Genomic DNA, 18,722 nt, shown 5'->3' with positions numbered 1-18,722 from the left:
CAGTATACGAGAACGCCCCCAGCGCACCTAATCATCCGCTGCGCCGTCGCACCTGTATACGCCCATGACACTCCGCACGGCATCGTCTCCGCCGGGCATCTCCCGCCCTCGCCGGGTGGCCGCCGCGGCGAGTCTTTCCGCAGTTCCCGGCTCTCTCAGCAGCTCGTGCAGGGCCCCGCGCAGCACCTCCACGTCCCCGTACGGCACCAGGATCCCACCATGTCCCAAAATTTCTGGAATCCCACCTACGGCGCTGGCGATGGCCGGCCGCCCCGCCATGAGTGCCTCGCGCAGGGTGAGCGGCTGACCCTCCCAGCGCGACGGCATCACCAGCGCGACAGCCGCCCCCAGCAGATCAGGCACATCGTCGCGATTGCCGAGCAGCACCACGGGAAGCCGCTCGGCGTCGATCCTCTTCTGCAGCTCCTTCCGCAGTGGCCCCTCGCCGGCCACCACGAACAGCGGCCGCACGCCGCCCTCCCAGGGGCCGGCGGCGACGTCGAGGAGCGTGTCGAGCCCTTTCTGCTGCGCGAGCCGGGCGATCGTCAGCAGAACGGGCCGCTCCCCGGCCGCCAGCTCGGCCCTGACCTCCTGCGGGGTGCGCTTCGCCGGGCCTGGCGCCGGCGCCGCCACCACGGCGGCCCGCACGTCGCGAGCGCCCAGCTCCCGCATCCGCTCCCCCAGGTCGGGTGACACGACCAGCACGTGATCGGCCCGCCGGGCCACGATCCGCTCCAGCACCCCGTAGACGACCCCGACGAACCCACCGGCGGTCAACGCGTTATGCAGCGTGACGGCCAAAGCCGCCCCACCACCCCGCCCACCTTCGGGCACCCGCTCGCCTTCGGGCACCCGCCCACCCTCGGGCACCCATTCGCCTTCGGACGCCCGCCCACCTTCGGACGCCCGCCCACCTTCGGACACTCGCGGACCCGCTGTCCCTTCCAGCTCCCCCGCACCCTCCAGCGTTCCTCCGCCCTTCGACGGATGTCCGCCCTTCTGAGCCCGGCGACCGCTCCTCCCCAGCGCCGCGAGCGCCCCGGCCCTCAGTCCGTGGGCATGCACCACGTCGGCATCTCGCGTCAGCCTCCTGATCGCGAGCACCGCGCGGAGGTCACCGGCCGGATGCGGCCGATCCGAGACGGCCACCTCCGCGAAACGCGCGCCGGCCGCGGCGAACGAGAACTTCTCCTCAACGCTCCCTGGCCCTGCGACGAGCACCTGATGCCCGCGCCGGACCAGCCCCTCCACCAGCATCAGGACATGCCGGCCCGTGCCGCCGGACGTGGTGCCCAACACGAAAGCCACCCGCATCAACCTGCTCCTCGCACCCCTGCGCCTGAACCCACTTGCCGAACCGCCCTCAGCCCGTCCCACCCCGACGCAGCAGCCCCATCACCGCCTCGGCGTCCGGCCGATCCACGACCGCCACCACCACGGCCCCGACCGCCAGCGCCACGACGGCGGCCAGCACGGTGGCCCCCACGTTCGGCCAGATGCCGCCGGCTCTGAGCCATCCCGCCACGCCCGACCCGGCCAGCCATCCCAGCAGCCCGCTCGCAGCCGCCGCCGCACCGGCTCTGAGCAGCCCGGCCGCGGCCGCGCGCCCCCGGGCCCGCACCACGGAGGCCAGCAGCAGCGCCCCGCCCACGCTCATGCCCACGCTCATCCCGAGCGCCATCCCGCCGACCTTCCACCCGTCGGGCAGCACCAGCACGAAGACGATCTGCGCGACCAGCACGACCCCCCAGCCTGCCACGGTCGCCGTGGCGGCCTCCCGGCCGCGATCCGCGGCGTACAGCACCCTGCTCAGATGCGCGATGAGCCCGTATCCCACCAGTCCCGGCGCGAACAGCGCGATCGCCGCCGCCAGCTCGGGCGCGGGCACCTCGGTCTTGAGCCCGAGGAAGACCACGGCTCCTGGCGAGGACGCGGCCGCCAGCACCCCCGCCGCCAGCCCTGACACGAGCACGACGGCCCGCGTGGTGCGCGCCGCGAGGGCCGAGAACGCCTCGGGCTCGCCCGCCAGCGCGGACAGCCTGGGGAAGGCGCTGGTGGCGATGGGCACGGCCAGCACCGCGTAAGGCACCAGGTAGATCGCCCAGGCGTAGTTGTAGACGGTGATCGCGCCGTTGCCGATCCGCTTGTTGGACAGCAGCAGCACCACGATCATGGCGGCCTGCTGCGCGAGGAGCGCCGCCATCCCCGCCGCCGCCAGCCGTCGCACCTGCCCCGCCACCCCGTCGGGGAAGCGCAGCGCAGGGCGCCAGCGGATCCCGAGCCGGGCCGTGGGGCCGATGACCGCCAGCACCAGGGACAACACGCCCAGGCTCGTGCCCACCGACAACGCCAGCTCCGCGGGCCTGGGCACCGCCGCGGGGTCGCTCACCCCGCCGCTGAACGGCACGAACAGCAGGTAGGCCACGATGACCACGATGCTGGACACCAGGGGCGCGACCGCGGGGCCGGCGAACCGCTGGTGCGACTGGAGCACGCCGTAGAGGACCACGGCGACGCCGTACAGGGGGATCTGGGGGGCGAAGACCACCAGCATCCGGGTGGCGAGCGCCGTCACCGCGCCGGCGTCGGCGCATCCGTCGATGGCCCCGCCGAAGAACAGGCCGATGATCGGACCGGCGAACAGCGCGATGAGCGCGGCCAGCGGCACCAGCACGACGACGACCCACGTCAGCAGCGCGGAGCCGATCCGGCTCACCCGCTCGCGCCCGGCCGCGGACTGCGCCGCTCCGGCGAGCACGGGAACGACCATCCCGGCGAGGGCCCCGCCGACGACGACCTCGAACACGATGTTCGGAATCTGATTGGCCGTCATGTAGGCGGTGGACAGGCAGTTGGTCCCGACGGTCTGGGCGAAGGCATACTGCTTGGCGAAGCCGGCGATGCGCGCCAGCACGGTGATCGCTCCGATGAGCAGGGCCCCGCCCGCGACGCCACGCGCCGTCATCGCAGGCACCCGGCCTCCTCAGGCTCGCACCCGGTCACGTTCACGCAGGACATCCTGGCAGGCCGCACCGACAACGCGCGAAGCCGATCACGCAGAGGCGACGGGACGGCGGCCGAGCATGTCGAGGCGGTTGAGGACGGGATTGGCGGCGATGACCTTGGTGAAGCTGATCTTCTCGGCGGCGGCCGTCAGGGCCACGACGGTGCCGAGCACGGCGTAGCGGCCGGGCCGCCCCAGCGTGGTGACGGCGGCGAGTCCCAGCAGGGCGCCGAGAGAGTTGGCTCCGGCGTCGCCGAGCATGGCCCGCTCGCCGAGGTCTTGGGGCAGCAGCGCGGCCGCGGCGCCCAGCGGAACGGCGGCCAGCGCCGCCGCGGCGGGCGAGCCGCGGAAGACGGAGGCGGCGAGCAGCGGGCCGCCGGCCAGCAGGCCCACCTTGATGGCCCGGCCGGGACGCAGGTCGAAGAGGTTGGCGAGGTTGGCGGCCCCGGCGATGGTGGCGCCGTTGACCAGGGTGTCTCCCGGGCTCCGGGAGATGAGGGCGGCGGCGGCGAGGCCGGTGGCGCCGATGCCGAGGATCTTGACGGCGCCGCTGGTGACCTCGCCGCGGGCGAGCGCGGTCAGATGTCCCTTGAAGCCCTTGGAGGACGTACTGCCGTAGAGGTCGTCGTAGGCGCCCAGCGTGCCGCTGCCGACGCCCGCCACCAGTGCGGCCAGGCGCAGCCGGCCCGGCAGGCCGGGCGTGAGCGCGGCCGCCGCGCCGGCGCCCGCCACGAACGCGGGCCCTTCGAGCAGCGTGATGGGCTCGCCGCGGTGGTTCTTGCGGGTCCAGCGGCCGCTCAAGTCGGCCTGCCGGTCGCGGGTGAAGGCGGCATAGGCGGCACGGGCGGCCACGGCGCCGATCGCGGCGCCGGCGAGGGCGCAGAGCAGGCCACGAGCCCGGCTGGCAGGCATGTCAACTCCCTGACTGGGTGGGTGCCGGGCTGGGGGTCGCCACCGGAGGCATCGGCGCCGAGGCGCCCTTGCCGATGCCGTACTGGCCGGCCCGGCCGTTCAGTTGCTCCCGGAGAGAGTAGACGATCACGACGCGTCCCACCGGCATATCGGCGGTATCCACGGTGGAGACCCGTTTGGAGATGTCGCCCTCGTCACGTACGGCGCTGACCGCGTCGCCCGCGACGGCGGTGGCGTCGGAGCCGGCGAGCACCGTGCCCTTGCCCGCGGCGTCGAAGCCGTCGGCCACCGACACGAGCGCGCGGGCCTGGACTTCGGCGTTCTCCCCTTCGTACGGCTTCTCCGGCGCGAACATCACCGCCAGCGTGGACCGTTTGGTCACCTCGCCATCGATGCTGAGCAGCCCGCCGGTCTCGAAGGTGTCGATGACGTCGGCGGTGGCGGGGTTAGGGGTGTTCATCTGGGCCGGGTCGTTGGTGAGGAGGGCCGCGCCCAGCAGCGCGGCGGCCCTGTCCCAGCTCGTGGCCGTGGACGGGAAGACCATGTTGACCGGTTTGAGCTGATTGACCAGGCCGTCGAGAACGCCCTTGCCCTTGGGGTCGAGGAATTTCTCCGTCAGCGTGACCCGGCCTGTGAACTCGGCGCCGGCCTGGTCGAGGACCTGCTGGGTGCTTTCGCGGATCGACGAGCTGGAGCCGGGCGTCTCGATCAGGACCACCCGCTGGCCGGTGAGCGAGCCCGCCACCATCTCCGGCGTCGCGCTGGTGATGAACGCGTCGTTGCCCGCCTCCCTGCCGCGCAGGGTGTCGAGGTCGGCCCGCAGGCCGTTGTTGGTGCTCGTCAACTCGTCGCTGGTGCGCTTGGCCAGGTCGATCGCGGGGTCCTGGAGCAACGTCGTGCCCAGGAGGATGCCCACGGCCAAGGCCAGGAAGACGGCGACGATGGAGACGAGGTGATAGCGGAAATCGATCACGAGAAAAGTCCGACCAACCAGAAGATGAAGGCGTTCCAGGCGTCTTGCAGGCCGTTCAGCCAGGTGAGGCCGATCGGCGAGGAGATGAGCGCGACACTCATGGTGATCAGCGCCGTGACCACGAGCAGCAGGAGCTGCGGAGTGGAGATGCGGCTGCGGTAGAGCCGGCTCACGCCCTTGGCGTCGATGAGCTTGCTGCCGATGATCAGCCGGGTGAGGAAGGTGCTGGCCATGCCGGAGCGGCCCTTGTCGAGGAACTCCTCCAGCGTGCCGTGGGTGCCGACCGCGACGATGAGCTCGGCGCCCTTGTCGTCGGCGAGGATCATCGCGATGTCCTCGCTGGTGCCGGTGGCGGGGAAGATCACGGCTTCGCGGCCGAGCTGGTGCACGCGCTCCAGGCCGGGCGCCCTGCCGTCGCGGTAGGCGTGCACGATGAGCTCGGCGCCGCAGGTCAGGGCCTTGGTGGAGACCGAGTCGAAGTCGCCCACGATCACGTCGGGCAGATAGCCGGCCTCCAGCAGCGCGTCGGCTCCGCCGTCGACGCCGATGAGAACGGGCCGGTATTCGCGGATGTAGGGGCGCAGGGTGGCGATGTCTTCCTTGTAGTGATAACCGCGCACCACGATGAGGGCATGTCTGCCCTCCATGTGGGTGCGGATCTCAGGCACGCCGACTCCGTCGATGAGGAGCTTGCCTTCACCACGAACGTACTCCATCGTGTTGACGGCGAAAGCCTCAATTTGCACGGAGAGCCCGGCGCGGGCCTCGGCCATGGCGGCCTCTACGGCCTCGGCGGTCTGCTGGTCGCCCTTGCCCACCATGTCGTCGTCGAGGTAGACGACGCCGTCGCAGAGCCGGATGACGTCGCCGTCCTTGACCCGCTCGAACAACTCCGGATTGACGTTGTCGACGAACGGCACGCCCGCCTCGACCAAAATCTGGGGCCCCAGGTTGGGATAGCGCCCGCTGATGCCGGAAGCGACGTTGACCACACCCGCCGCGCCGCATGCCACCAGCGCCTCCGCGCTGACCCGGTCAACGTCAACGTGATCGATAATCGCTATTTCTCCGGGCTTGAGGCGTTTCGTAAGCCTCTTGGTGCGCCGGTCGATTCTCGCCACTGCCGTTACGCCGGGAAGGTCACCGACCTTCCTACCGCGGAGGCCCGGCAACCTGCTCCCCGGAACCTTCATCATGACCATCCTGCCAGAGCGAAACAGCACACAGGCCACGCATGACGCGGCGTGTCCACTTTGTCACCCAGGATCACCGGTCTGCCGCTGCCAGCCCCAGGAGTTCCTCCGCGTGCGCGCGGCCCAGCTCGGAGTCCTCCAGCCCGGCCAGCATGCGGGACAGCTCGCGCACTCTGCCCTCGTGGTTGAGCGTGACGACGCCGCTGCGCACGACGCTGCCGTCGCTCGCCTTCTCGACCACCAGATGCTGGTCGGCGAACGCGGCGACCTGCGGCAGGTGGGTGACCACGATGACCTGCGCGGTGCGGGCGAGCCTGGCCAGCCGGCGCCCGATCTCCACCGCGGCCTTGCCGCCCACCCCAGCGTCGACCTCGTCGAACACGAACGTCGGCACCGGGTCCGCACCGGCGAACACCACCTCGATCGCGAGCATGACGCGGCTCAGCTCGCCTCCGGAGGCGCCCTTGTTGAGCGGCAGCGGCGGCGCGGCGGGATGCGCCGCCATCCGGAGCTCCACCTCGTCACGGCCCTCGGGACCGAACTCCTCGCTCTGGGCGAGTTGCACGATGACCCGGGCGTGCGGCATGGCCAGCGCCGTCAGCTCCTCGGTCACGGCCTGCCCGAACCGCTCGGCGGCGCTCTCGCGCACCCCGGTGAGCTCGGCGGCCAGATCGGTCAGCCGGGCGGTGAGCTCCTCGTGCTCGCGGGTGAGCTCGCCGATGCGGTCGTCGTCGCCCTCCAGCTCGCCCAGCCGGGCGGCGGACTGCTGCGCCCAGGCCAGCACACCGGCGCTGTCCGCGGCATATTTGCGGATCAGCCCGGTCAGCAGCGACCGGCGTTCCTGCACCGCCGCCAGCCGCGCGGGATCCGCCTCGATCGACTCGGCGTACGCCGCCAGGTCGGTGGCCACGTCGGAGATCAGATAACCGGCCTCGGCCAGCCGGTCGGCGGCGCCGGCGAGGTCGGGGTCGAAGTCGCGTACGGCGTCCACGGCCACCCGTGCCTCACCGAGCAGCGAGATCACGTCGTGCGGGCCGCCGGTGGCCTCCATCGGATCGCCCAGCAGCGCCGTGTGCGCGGTGGTGGCGGCGCTGCGCAGGGCGTCGGCGTGCGACAGCCGCTCCTCCTCGCCACGCAGCTCGACGTCCTCGCCCGCCTTGGGATCGACCTTCTCGATCTCCTCCAGCCCGAAGCGCAGCAGGTCGGCCTCCTGCGCGCGCTCTCTGGCCCTGGTGGTGAGCTCGTCGAGCAGCGCACCGACCTGCTTGTGCCGTTTGTACGCCACCGTGTAGGCCCGCAGCGGCTTGACCAGCTCGTCACCGGCGTAACGGTCGAGCGAGGCCCGCTGCCTGGCGGGCTGGAGCAGCCGCTGCTGGTCCATCTGCCCGTGCACGGCCACCAGATCGTCGGCCAGGTAGGTCAGGGTGCCGACGGGCACCGTGCGCCCGCCCAGCCACGCCCTGGACCGGCCCTCGGCCGAGACGGTGCGCGAGATGATCAGCTCGCCGTCCTCGATCTGGCCGCCGATGTCCTCGACCTGCTGGGCGACGCGGCCGCCCGTCTCGATGACCAACGTGCCCTCGACACTCGCCTTGTCCGCCCCCGGGCGGATACGCGAAGGATCGGCCCGGCCGCCGAACAGCAACCCGAGCCCGGTGACGACCATCGTCTTGCCCGCGCCGGTCTCGCCGGTGACCACGTTGAAGCCCGGCGAAAGCTCGAGGACGGCCTCATCGATGACGCCGAGCCCCTGGATGCGGACCTCCTCGACCCTTGGTCGCACTGCCCACTCCCGTTCACTGCCGTGTCTGTCGGTCACGCGGATCGTCTCCGAACACCTGCGGGCGCAGACGCCGCCGCCCGTGAGGGACCGCTGGGCGCGGCCCACCATGCTCACGTGATCCTACGCGGTCTGCCCGCCGTTCAGTCAGGGCCGCACCCTTCCGCGCCAACCCTGAACAGGAAGCTCGAACTTGGCCACCAGCCTGTCGGTGAACGGCGCGCCGGTGCTCTCCACGCCGTGCAGGCGCGCCAGGCGTACGGGCTCGGCGCCTCTGCGGACCTCCACCCGCGTGCCCGAGGGCACCTCGAAACTGCGGCGGCCGTCGCACCACAGAAGGCCCCCTGGCGTGTCCGGCAGAATCTCGACGGCCAGCGTGGAGCGCGGCGAGACCACCAGCGGCCGCGCGAACAGCGCGTGCGCGCTGATGGGCACCATGAGCAGCGCCTCCACCTCCGGCCACACCACGGGGCCGCCCGCCGAGAAGGCGTAGGCGGTGGAGCCCGTCGGAGTGGCGCAGATCACGCCGTCGCATCCCCACCGCGACAGCGGCCGGCCGTCGATCTCGGCGACGACTTCGAGCATGCGCTCCCGCTTTTCGACGCTGACCTCGTTGAGCGCCCACGTGTCGGCGAGCACCCGGCCGTTCTGCCTGGCGACGACATCGACCGTCATGCGCTCCTCGACGTCGTAGCGCCCGGCCACGACGCTGTCGACCGCCGCCGACAGGTCGGCGACCTCGGCCTCGGCCAGAAACCCGACGTGCCCGAGATTGACGCCCAGCAGCGGCGTGCCGGCGGGCTTGGCGAGCTCGGCCGCGCGCAGCAACGAGCCGTCGCCGCCCAGCACGATCATGACCTCGGCGTCCTTGGCCGCACTCGGATCGCCCGGCACCGCAGCGGCGCCGCCGCAGTTGATCTCGCCGGCCTCCGAATCCAGCACCCTGACGGAGATGCCGGCGTCGACCAGCCGCTCGATGACCAGGCGAGCGCTCTCGACGGCGGCGTACCGCCCGGTATGGACGACGACCAGCACGGTCCGGTTCATTGCGGCCCTTCCGCGACGGCCCGCTGGATCTCGGCCTCGAGGTCGGCGACCGGCGGCTCGCCTTCTCCCTTGCCCAGCCAGAGCAGGTATTCCACATTTCCCGACGGTCCCGGCAACGGGCTCGCGGTCACACCGCGCACGGACAGCCCCAGCTCCCGCGCCTTGGCGGCGGCGTCGCGCACGGAACCGGCCCGCAACCCCGGATCGCGTACGACACCGCCCGCGCCCACGAGGTCCTTACCCACTTCGAACTGCGGTTTGACGAGCATCACGAAATCGGCCCGCGGCGCGGCCACCGAGGCCAGGGCGGGCAGCACGAGCCGCAGCGAGATGAACGACAGGTCGCCCACCACCAGTGTGGGCGGCTCGCCGACCATGCCGGGCGTCAGATCGCGCACGTTGAGGCGTTCCAGCACGGTCACCCGCTCATCGGTGCGCAGGGACCAGGCGAGCTGGCCGTAGCCGACGTCGACGGCGAGCACGTGCGCGGCGCCGTGGCGCAGCAGCACATCGGTGAACCCGCCGGTGGAGGCGCCCGCGTCGAGGCAGCGGCGGCCCTCCACCGACAGGCTCTCGAACGTCTCCAGCGCGCCGAGCAGTTTGTGCGCTCCGCGCGAAACGTAGTCGGGCCCGTCCGCCGATGCGGCCACGACGATGGCGGAGGCGGTGTCGACCTGGGTGGCGGACTTGTGAGCCTGCTGGCCGCCGATGCTGACCCGGCCGGCGTCGATGAGCTGGGCCGCCTGCTCACGCGATCTGGCCAGGCCCCGGCGCACCAGCTCGCTGTCGAGGCGGACCCTCCGGCTCACGGGCGGCCCATGGGAGGTCCGGGAACGGGCCGCCCACCTGCGACCGACCAGGGCGTGGGACGCTCACCGCCGCCCTGTCCGCCTCCGGCGCGCTCAGCGGCACCGTGCCCTGAACCGGCACGCCCACCACCACTCTGCCCGCCTCCGGCGTGCTCAACGCCGCCCTGTCCTGAACCGGCACGCTCACCTGACGCCTGTCCTGAAGCGGCACGCTCACCTGTGAGCGGCCCTGTAGCGGCGTGCTCACCTGTGGCCTGCTCGTCCGCGGCGTCCGCGAGCGTGCTCTCCAGCCCCGAGAACGCCTCGTCGAAGACGGCCACGTGCTCGCTCACCGGCAGCTCGCCCAGCCGGGCGAGGCCGGCCACGATGGCGTCGACCCGTTCATCGCCGCTCTCCTCCGGCAGCTCACTCATGACTCGACCGTAACGCCTCACGCGAGCAGCCGGGACCTTGGCAGGCGTGTCAAGCGTTGAAGCTCATACGGGGGTGCTGCTGATGTGGAACGCTACCGTCCGCAAAGGGAAGAAGGGATACGCATCATGGCAAGCGTCGAGGAGTGCCGGACGGCACTGGCCAAGCTCGTCGCCCAGTTCGACGAGATCGACGAGACCGACCGTGCCAAGCACGTGGTAGAGCGTACGGTTAGCTGCCGGGTGCCCGACCTCGACGTGATCTTCCACGGCCGGCTGCACCATGGGGGGCTCGACCCGTTCACGGTGGAGCCTCCGGCGGACGGCAAGCCGGCCGACGTCAAGCTCACGATCGCGAGCGCCGACCTGGTGGCACTGGTGGACGGGGAGCTGGACCTGGCACGGGCATTGCTCGGGGGACGCGTGAAGATCGACGCGAGCTTCGGCGACCTGCTGCGCCTGCGCAGGCTGATCTGACGGCCCGTCCACCGCCTGGTTCTGGCGATCGCGCCCGAAGAGATGTTCGGCCCGCTCGGCCCCAACGGAGCGGGCAGGACGACCACGATCAGGGTGGCGCCCACGCTGCTCCCGCTGAGCGGGGGCACGGCGCCGGGTGTACGGGTTCGGCGCCCGATGTGCGGGTTCTCGGCGCCGGATGTGCGGGTTCGGCGTGGTTCGGGCGGCCGTGGCGACACGCCGGCGCCTCGCCTACGTGCTGCGGCAGATCTCCCCAGGGGCTACCAGCGGACAAAGGAACCCGCGTCGTGACGAACAGCTTGATCGGCCCGGCACGGCACCCACGTCGTGACGAACAGCTTGATCGGCCCGGCTCGGCACCCGCCCCGCAGAGATCTCAAGACCCCAAGCGCTGCAATACCGGCTTGACCGCGTCCTCATCGATCCGCCCGTCACCGGCCACCGCCCAGGCGACGTCGCATGCGGCCCGCAGCCCGTCGGCACGACTACCATCCCCGTCGAGCCTCAGCGTGCCGTCCTCCCACCAGGCCCGCCATCCTCCGCAGGAGCCGTCCCGCACCTGGGGATAGGGCAGCAGGAGCGTGCCCAGATCCTCTCCGACGTAGGTGGGCCGGTGCCGCGGCCCTGCCGTCAGCGCGTCGGCCGCCGAAGCCACTCCCGTCAGCACGAGCAGGCTCTCCACTCCCGCGTTGGACGCCCCCTCGATGTCGGTGTCCAGCCGATCGCCCACGACCAGCGGCCGCCGCGCACCCGTACGGATCATCGACTCGCGGTGCAACGGCGGATCCGGCTTACCCGCGTACACGGGCTCGATTCCGGTGGCGGCGGCGATCACCCGCACCATCGCGCCGTTCCCCGGCAACTCGCCTCGTCCGGTGGGCATCGTGCTGTCGCCGTTGGACGCCACGAACAACGCCCCCTGCCGCACCGCCAGCGCCCCTTCCGACAGCAGCCCGTACGACAGCCCCGGCGCGATGCCCTGCACCACCGCGGCCGGCGACTCGGCGGCGGTCGACACAGGACGCAACCCCTGGTCCCGCAGGGCCAGCCGCAACCCGGACCCGCCGACCACGAGCACGTTCGAATCGGGCGGCACCCTCTCGGCGACCAGCCGGGCGGCGGCCTGCGCAGAGGTGACCACATCGGCGGCCGTCGCGGGCGCCCCCAGCTCACGCAGATGCGCCGCGATGGCGGCGGGCGTGCGCGAGGCGTTGTTGGTCACATACGCCAGCCGTACGCCATGCCGCCGCGCATCCTCCAGCGCGGCCGGAGCCCCGGGCACCGCATGACTGCCCAGGTAGACCACGCCATCGAGGTCGAGCAGCAGGGTGTCAAAGCCGTCGATCAGCACAGCGCCTCTTCCTGTTCGACTCGCACGCCGCGTGTGACTCTAGCGTCGCCCTCGTACCTCTCAGCAGAGAGGATCACCATGTCGCCCCCTGAACCTCACCGACTGAGAACGCGATCCGACCCCATCCCACGACGACGGCCCTGCCGGTCAGGCCCTGACGTGGGGTGATCGGGAGGTGTCCCTCCGACCTCACGTCTACATTTCCCGCCGAGCCCGCAAAGTCGCGCGCACGCTCTTTAACGCCGACACGTAATGCCGCTCATCCGGCCGCATGGCCACGGCGATCGCCAGCGGCTCCTGAGCCCCCTCGACATCTCCCGTCCGCCACAACGACAACCCCAGCCCGAAGTACGCGTAATCCTCCGCCGGATTGGCGTCGACGATCTGGCGAAAACTGACCGCGGCCTCGGAGTACTGCCGTGAGTTGAACTGCGCCCGGGCCAACGCCTCCAGAATGCTGCGCGAGTCGGGCTCGGCCGCGGCAGCACGCTCCAGCAGCGCGGCGGCAGCGGCGGGGCTGCCTTCTTTCAACAACTTCACGCCACGCTGATACCAGTCATAAACCCCACCGCCGGGAGCGCCGGGGGTTTCGTCGTGGACGTTTCCTTCGTGAGCCATGCGTGAGGACTCCTTCATCGTTGAACGACCGTCGCGTCCGCCCTGCTGTGGAACGGGGACGACTACAACCACGAGGCGACTTCCGGGAGGCGCGCGCACTTATGGGAGCATGCCCGGTATGGGGATTCCTGAACTGCCGGTGCCGGATGGACTGGTGCTACGGCCTTTCCGAGGCGTACGTTTCGCTGTCGAAGATCCCGCCAAGGTGACCTCCCCACCCTACGATCTGATCTCCGACGCCGACGTGGGCGCCCTCCTGGACTCCCACCCCAACAACGTCGTCCGGCTCATCCTTCCCTGCGCCTCACCCGCGCCACTAGCCGAAACACCGGCCACCGCACCCCCATCAATATCGATCAGAACCGCACCAGGAGCACCGCTCGGGACACCGGCCAAGGCACCGGCGGAGGCACCGGCCGAGGCACCGCTCGATACCCGGTACGCCGCGGCTCGGGACACGTTGAGAGCCTGGCTCGACTCACACGTCCTGGTGCCGGACGACGTGCCGGCCCTCTACGTATACGAGCAGAGCGGACCGGGCGTCCTGCAACGTGGCCTGATCGGCGACGTGGGCCTGGCCGACCCGGGACAGCGCATCATCCTCCCCCACGAGGATGTCCTCCCGGGCCCGATCGCCGACCGGCTCGCCCTCATGAGCACCACCCAAGCCAACCTCGAACCCATCTTCCTTCTTTATGACGGCGCAGGCGGCGCGGCCACCCGCCTCGTGGACGAGGTGGCCGCCAAACGATCTCCTCTCGTGTCCGCACACACCGAAGACGGCCTCAGCCACCGCCTTTGGGCGATCACCGACCCGGCGGAGATCGCCATGATCAACGCGGACCTCCATGACCGCCAGGCCTTGATCGCCGACGGCCATCACCGGTACGCGACGTACCGCGTCCTCCAGCGTCAGGAACACGCCAGGCACGGCGGCGACCCCCGTCGCACCCGGCCCGCGGAAGATCATCGAGCGGACGGCTCCCCGGAAGGACGCTCCGGCCAGGACCGCAGGGCGACCGGCGAGCCCGGCGAACCCTCCCCCGCGATCGGGCCATGGGACTCCGGGCTCGCCCTGCTCGTCGACTCCACCGCCTACCCGCCCGACCTGAAGGCCATCCACCGAGTGATCCCCGGCCTCCCCCTGCCGGAGGCGACGGCCAAGGCCAGAGGATCGTGGCGCGTTCAGGACTACGGCGACCTGGCTGAGGGCCTGGCCGCGCTCGACGAGGCCGCGGAGCCGGCATTCCTGCTCGCCGGCGAGAGCGGGACGCACCTGCTCACCGATCCCGACCCGGTGCAACTCGCCCAGGCCATGCCGGCCGACCACTCCGACCGCTGGAACTCCCTGAACACCTCCGTCCTCACGCAGTTCGTGCTGCCGAAGGTGTGGGGCATGCAGGACGACGAGCAGGCCGTGCGTATCGTCCACCACGACACGGAGGCCGCAGTACGGCTGGCCGTGCGCACCGGCGGCACCGCTGTCATCCTGAAGCCGCTGTCCGCCACGGCTGTGCTGGCCGTGGCCGCAGGCGGTGAACGAGTCCCCCGCAAATCCACCTCCTTCGGTCCCAAACCCAGGACCGGCCTGGTCCTCCGCACGTTCGCCATCGACTGACCGCGCCTCCCGAGCCGCGACCCGTCAGACCCGCCCGCTCCGAGCGCCCGACGCGACGCCGAAGGCGAGACTCGTGCCCTGACGCCGCCTCGCCCTGGACGAGCCGGCCGTTCCTGGTCGCGGGCGGCACGACCAGCGCCCCCGACCCCCTGGAGGCTCAGGCCGTCTTCCCCCACCTCATCGGAGCCGCACCCTGCCCGCAGGCAGGAACCCGCCGACCGAAGGAGCACCGTCTCGAAAGTCCCAAAGGCACCAGCGCATGGGTCACGTGCATGCCCGCATGGATGTCCGGCCAAAGCTCAGCTCGCCGGCTCCAGGTAGGCCACCTGCGGGGGAACCATGACGGTGAAGGGCTTGGCGGGGTCGCCGGGCGCGGGGAGCTCGGCCTCGAACGGTTTGGCGCCGCTCACCTCCACCTCATATCGCCAGATCTTGGCCGCCGTCGGGCCGAACACCCGGCAGCGGAAGGCTCCCGTCACCTCGATGTAGTCGCGCGGTTTGAGGCGTCGGACCACGGCGGCCGTCTCCGGGTCGAAGGTGACGCACGGGATGCTGTCCGTCAGAGCCGCCCCACGTCTGTGCCGGCGGCGGCGCACGATGATGCGCCACTTCGTCACAGTGTCGCCGCTCGGCAGATCGAGCTCCTCCACCGCGCCTGACAGCCGCCCCACCAGCGAGACTTCGTTTCGGTCCACTGCCTGTCCTCCTATCGGTGCTCTGTTGGAGATCACTCTCTACGATGAGGGGGAGGCCGGATCGGCTGGAACGCCGTTCTGGGGATAACGGCTGAACGCGGGAGTGCCTGTGGACAACATCACCGCTCTAGGCGGCGACGTCTATGAGATTGACACCAGAATGGCCGGATATACCGGCATCACAGCCGGCTACCTGATCCTGGGCGACCGGCCGTGCCTGGTGGAGACCGGCACATCCACCTCCGCCCCCGTCGTCCGTGACGCGCTCGCCTCGCTCGGCGTCGGACCGGAGGACCTGGCCACCGTCGTGGTGACGCACATCCATCTGGATCACGCCGGTGGTGTGGGCGACATGGCCGCGTTCTTCCCGTCCGCGCAGATCGTCGTACATGAAAAGGGCGCGCGCCATCTGGCCGATCCGTCACGGTTGATGGCCAGCGCGCGGATGGTGTGGGGTGATCGGCTCGACACGCTGTTCGGCGAGTTGTCCCCCACGGAAGCTGAACGCATCGTCGCCCTCGGCGACACCGGAGCCATCGACCTCGGCAACGGACGCACCCTGAACAGCCATTACTCTCCCGGGCACGCGAAACACCACGTGGGCCTGGTCGACTCCGCCACGGGCGATCTGTACGTCGGCGACGCGGCCGGGGTGTATCTGCCTGATTCGGGTGATCTGCGTCCCGCGACGCCTCCGCCGGACTTCGACCTGGAGACCGCGCTCGACTCGATCGCCCTGTTCGCGGCGCTGGGGCCGCAACGGCTGCTGTTCAGCCACTATGGGCCCGTTGAGGCCGTCCAGGAGACTCTTGAACGTTCTGCGGAAGAGCTCCGCGTCTGGGTTGATCTCACGCGGCAGGCGCATTCCGAGGGCATGGACCTCGACCACGCCGTGGCCATGGTCCGGGACCGCACCAAAGAGCGCTACACCGCACTCGAATCCGGCGACGAGAGAGGCGAGCAGTTCGAGTTGCTGAGCGGGGCGCCGTCGAACGTCGCAGGCATTCTTCACTGGCTCGACCGCGTCTCACCGTGATCGCCAGGGTTCGCGCCTGAATCCCGGAGTCTCATCAACCGGAGGCGTCTCACAATGCCCGGGCGTCGTAACCCCCTGGTCAGCAGGCCACGCAGACGACCAACTCCGCCGCACCGGAGCGATCCGGTGCGGCGGAGCACGACATCAGTTGTCGGTCTTGCGCTTGTCCTCGGGTGCTGCGTCGGACTCGTCCAACTTGTCGCCGAAGTCAGGCTCGATGAACGCCGGCGTGATGCCCCGGATCTCCGGCTGCGCCGGCGCCGCGGGGACCTCGGAATCGTCAGCCGTACCGTTCTGAGCAGCGCTGGAGTCGGATTCGGCGACTGGCCGGGTGTCCTCGTCCGAAGCATCGGCGCGCGCCGGTTCGCCGCTCAGGAGATCGCCGGCCTCAGCGAGAGCAGCGGCGTCGTCCGCCTCCTCGTCGTCCTCAGACTCGTCGTCCTCAAGCTCGTCGTCTTCTTCTTCGTCCTCGTCGTAGTCGGCAAGGTTGTCGCCAAGGTCCTCCTCGGAGTCCTCGGAGTCCTCCTGCAGATCTCCGTCGAGGTCCTCGCGCTCTCCTTCGGTAGCCTCAAGATCCCGCTCGGAGACCTCAAGGTCGTCCTCGGAGTTCTCGGAGTCCTCGTCGGAAGCGTCGTCGAAGTCCTCTTCCAGGTCCTCGATGACTGCTCCGGTGAGCTCGGCGTACCGCTCGGCGGCCTCCGTCTCACCTTCCTCGTCGAACGCCATCGCCCTGCCGAACCAGTCGGTGGCCGCGTCCTGATGCCCGGCTTCGGCCAGTGCGTCCGCGTATGCGAACGCAAGCCGCGCCGACCAGGGCTTGGGCTGCGGGTCACGCAGTTCGGGCAGACGCTGCAACGTGATCACGGCGGCATCGTGCTGGCCGAGATCGCGGCGGGCGCCCGATTCGACGATGGCCAGCTCGATGCGCCCGGCCCGGTCGAGGCGTTCGGCCTCGGGCGTACGTACGAGGTCGATGGCCCGCTCCGGACGGCCGAGGCCGCGCTCGCAGTCGGCCATGACCGGCAGGTACGCCTCCGAACCCGTCATCCGCCTGGCAGCCCGCAGATCGCTCAACGCTTCGGAGAAGTGCCCCGCGCGGTAGGCGACGATGCCGGCGGCCTCGCGTACGACACCGATGCGAGCCGCGAACCTGCGTGCCACCTTGGTGTGCTCGTGTGCCCGCTCCGGTTCGTCTTCCGCGAGCGCGCGCTCGGCCGCCACCAGGTGCCGGGCGACCAGCTCGGCGAGGTCCCCAGGCAGCGCACGCAGCTCCTCGAAGACCTCCTTGTCGAGTTCCTCGGCGGTGATGTCGGGAGCGACCTCGGGCAGCGGCTCCCGCTGCGGGGCCTCAGCCTCGCGGTCGGGCCGCCCGAACCTGGCGCGAGTCCCCTCTCCGGAGCCCTCACGGCCTTCCCTGGAGAACGGACGCGAGCCACCCTCACGACGGTCGGCGTAACCGCCGCCTTCGCGACGGGGACCACGATCGCCGTAGCCGCCACCCTCACGGCGCGGCCCACGGTCACCACCGGCGCTGTCCTCACGACGCGGCCCACGGTCACCGCTGAAGCCGCCCTCACGGCGGGGTCCGCGGTCACCGCTGAAGCCGCCCTCACGGCGGGGTCCGCGATCACCGTAGCCGCCGCCTTCACGACGGGGACCACGGTCACCACCGAAACCGCCCTCACGGCGCGGCCCACGATCACCGTAGCCGCCACCCTCAGTACGGGGCCCGCGATCACCGAAGCCACCCTCGCGGCGCGGCCCCCGGTCACCGCCGAAGCCACCCTCACGGCGCGGCCCACGATCACCGTAGCCGCCACCCTCAGTACGGGGACCGCGATCGCCGTAGCCGCCACCCTCACGGCGCGGCCCACGGTCACCGCTGAAGCCACCCTCGCGGCGCGGCCCCCGGTCACCACCGTCACGACGGGGACCCCGGTCATCCCGGAAGCCACCCTCGCGCCTGGGCCCACGGTCGCCGTAACCACTCTGAGGCCGCTCGCTTGAACCACTCTGAGGCCGCTCGCTTGAACCACTCTGGGGCCGGTCACTCGAACCGCTCTGAGGCCGCGCATAACCGCCCTCACGACGAGGACCACCACGGTCATCGCGCTCACGGAACGGACGGCGTTCCCCGCCTTCACGCGGCGCACCGCCACGATCGTCACGGAACCCACCCTCGCGCCGAGGGCCGCGGTCGCCGAAACCACCCTCACGCCGCGGGGTGTACCCCTCGCGCCGCGCACCGTAGCCGCCCTCACCGCGCGGGCCGCGATCATCACGGAACCCACCTTCGCGGCTCTGGCCACGATCGCCGGACCCGCCTTCGCGGCGGTCACCGTAACCACCCTCACGACGAGGACCACCACGGTCATCCCGCTCACGGAACGGACGACGCTCCCCGCCCTCACGCGGCGCACCGCCACGATCGTCCCGGTCCCTGTACGGACGGCGCTCGTTGCCGCCAGCCCCACGATCGTCACCGTCACGTCGGGGACCGCGGTTGTCGCGGAATCCACCCTCAGTACGCGGACCACGATCGCCGTAACCGCCACCCTCACGGCGGGGTCCGCGGTCGCCGTAGCCGCCACCCTCACGGCGCGGGCCACGGTCACCAGATGCACCCTCAGCACGCGGACCACGGTCACCATAACCGCCACCCTCACGACGAGGACCGCGATCACCGTAGCCGCCACCCTCACGACGCGGGCCACGGTCACCAGATGCACCCTCAGCACGCGGACCACGGTCACCATAACCGCCACCCTCACGACGAGGACCGCGATCACCGTAGCCGCC

Annotated in this window: 17 protein-coding genes; 3 read left to right on the top strand and 14 right to left on the bottom strand. The window is 71.0% G+C overall.

All coding sequences use genetic code 11. The features are described 5' to 3' along the window. Positions 1-27: 27 nt before the first annotated feature. The 9 genes from ACWD0F_RS11575 to ACWD0F_RS11535 form a co-directional block, all read right to left on the bottom strand. Positions 28-1,314: a glycosyltransferase family 4 protein gene (locus ACWD0F_RS11575; RefSeq protein ID WP_449874325.1), complete on the bottom strand. Its 1,287-nt coding sequence runs from the start codon at positions 1,312-1,314 to the stop codon at positions 28-30. 49 nt (positions 1,315-1,363) lie between these two features. Then, positions 1,364-2,965, bottom strand: coding sequence for a murein biosynthesis integral membrane protein MurJ (gene murJ / locus ACWD0F_RS11570; protein WP_449875008.1), 1,602 nt, complete (start codon positions 2,963-2,965; stop codon positions 1,364-1,366). Positions 2,966-3,052: 87 nt separating this feature from the next. Beyond that, positions 3,053-3,916 carry a hypothetical protein gene (locus tag ACWD0F_RS11565; RefSeq protein ID WP_449874323.1) on the bottom strand — a complete coding sequence of 288 codons (864 nt, stop codon included), beginning with the start codon at positions 3,914-3,916 and terminating at the stop codon, positions 3,053-3,055. 1 nt (position 3,917) lies between these two features. Further along, on the bottom strand, positions 3,918-4,889 hold the full coding sequence (locus ACWD0F_RS11560; RefSeq protein ID WP_449874321.1) for a copper transporter: 972 nt from the start codon (positions 4,887-4,889) through the stop codon (positions 3,918-3,920). Continuing rightward, positions 4,886-6,082 carry a putative cytokinetic ring protein SteA gene (gene steA, locus ACWD0F_RS11555; protein ID WP_449875006.1) on the bottom strand — a complete coding sequence of 399 codons (1,197 nt, stop codon included), beginning with the start codon at positions 6,080-6,082 and terminating at the stop codon, positions 4,886-4,888. The genes ACWD0F_RS11560 and steA overlap by 4 nt, the downstream gene beginning before the upstream one ends. A 73-nt stretch (positions 6,083-6,155) precedes the next feature. Further along, entirely contained in the window at positions 6,156-7,865 is a 1,710-nt protein-coding gene (recN, locus tag ACWD0F_RS11550; RefSeq protein WP_449874319.1) for a DNA repair protein RecN, read from the bottom strand. A gap of 144 nt (positions 7,866-8,009) precedes the next feature. Continuing rightward, entirely contained in the window at positions 8,010-8,909 is a 900-nt protein-coding gene (locus ACWD0F_RS11545; protein ID WP_449874317.1) for an NAD kinase, read from the bottom strand. Beyond that, on the bottom strand, positions 8,906-9,718 hold the full coding sequence (locus ACWD0F_RS11540; RefSeq protein WP_449874316.1) for a TlyA family RNA methyltransferase: 813 nt from the start codon (positions 9,716-9,718) through the stop codon (positions 8,906-8,908). Before ACWD0F_RS11540 ends, ACWD0F_RS11545 begins: the two co-directional genes overlap by 4 nt. After that, entirely contained in the window at positions 9,715-10,131 is a 417-nt protein-coding gene (locus ACWD0F_RS11535) for a hypothetical protein (protein ID WP_449874315.1), read from the bottom strand. Before ACWD0F_RS11535 ends, ACWD0F_RS11540 begins: the two co-directional genes overlap by 4 nt. Positions 10,132-10,257: 126 nt before the next feature. Here ACWD0F_RS11535 and ACWD0F_RS11530 point away from each other — a divergent pair, with 126 nt between their 5' ends. Then, on the top strand, positions 10,258-10,605 hold the full coding sequence (locus ACWD0F_RS11530) for an SCP2 sterol-binding domain-containing protein (RefSeq protein ID WP_449874313.1): 348 nt from the start codon (positions 10,258-10,260) through the stop codon (positions 10,603-10,605). Between the two features lie 376 nt (positions 10,606-10,981). Here the strand turns inward: ACWD0F_RS11530 and ACWD0F_RS11525 are convergent, their stop codons facing one another. Continuing rightward, positions 10,982-11,956, bottom strand: coding sequence for an HAD-IIA family hydrolase (locus tag ACWD0F_RS11525; RefSeq protein WP_449874312.1), 975 nt, complete (start codon positions 11,954-11,956; stop codon positions 10,982-10,984). Positions 11,957-12,151: 195 nt separating this feature from the next. After that, positions 12,152-12,574 carry a tetratricopeptide repeat protein gene (locus ACWD0F_RS11520; RefSeq protein ID WP_449874310.1) on the bottom strand — a complete coding sequence of 141 codons (423 nt, stop codon included), beginning with the start codon at positions 12,572-12,574 and terminating at the stop codon, positions 12,152-12,154. A 109-nt stretch (positions 12,575-12,683) separates the two neighbouring features. On the opposite strand from ACWD0F_RS11520, the gene ACWD0F_RS11515 reads away from it, so the two are divergent. Then, complete coding sequence (locus tag ACWD0F_RS11515; RefSeq protein WP_449874308.1) at positions 12,684-14,192, top strand: DUF1015 family protein; 1,509 nt, start codon at positions 12,684-12,686, stop codon at positions 14,190-14,192. Positions 14,193-14,491: 299 nt separating this feature from the next. On the opposite strand, the gene ACWD0F_RS11510 is transcribed toward ACWD0F_RS11515, so the two are convergent. Continuing rightward, entirely contained in the window at positions 14,492-14,887 is a 396-nt protein-coding gene (locus ACWD0F_RS11510; protein WP_449874307.1) for a single-stranded DNA-binding protein, read from the bottom strand. 109 nt (positions 14,888-14,996) lie between these two features. Between ACWD0F_RS11510 and ACWD0F_RS11505 the strand changes: the two genes are divergently transcribed. Then, positions 14,997-15,923: an MBL fold metallo-hydrolase gene (locus ACWD0F_RS11505; protein WP_449874305.1), complete on the top strand. Its 927-nt coding sequence runs from the start codon at positions 14,997-14,999 to the stop codon at positions 15,921-15,923. Between the two features lie 144 nt (positions 15,924-16,067). Here the strand turns inward: ACWD0F_RS11505 and ACWD0F_RS11500 are convergent, their stop codons facing one another. Together ACWD0F_RS11500 and ACWD0F_RS11495 are read right to left on the bottom strand one after the other, a co-directional pair. Further along, entirely contained in the window at positions 16,068-16,940 is an 873-nt protein-coding gene (locus tag ACWD0F_RS11500) for a hypothetical protein (RefSeq protein ID WP_449874303.1), read from the bottom strand. A gap of 53 nt (positions 16,941-16,993) precedes the next feature. Then, on the bottom strand, positions 16,994-18,722 hold a 1,729-nt coding region (locus ACWD0F_RS11495; protein ID WP_449874302.1), incomplete at its 5' end, for a hypothetical protein.

This window comes from Nonomuraea sp. NPDC002799, assembly GCF_053592075.1.
This window is presented reverse-complemented; position numbering and strand designations above follow the sequence as displayed.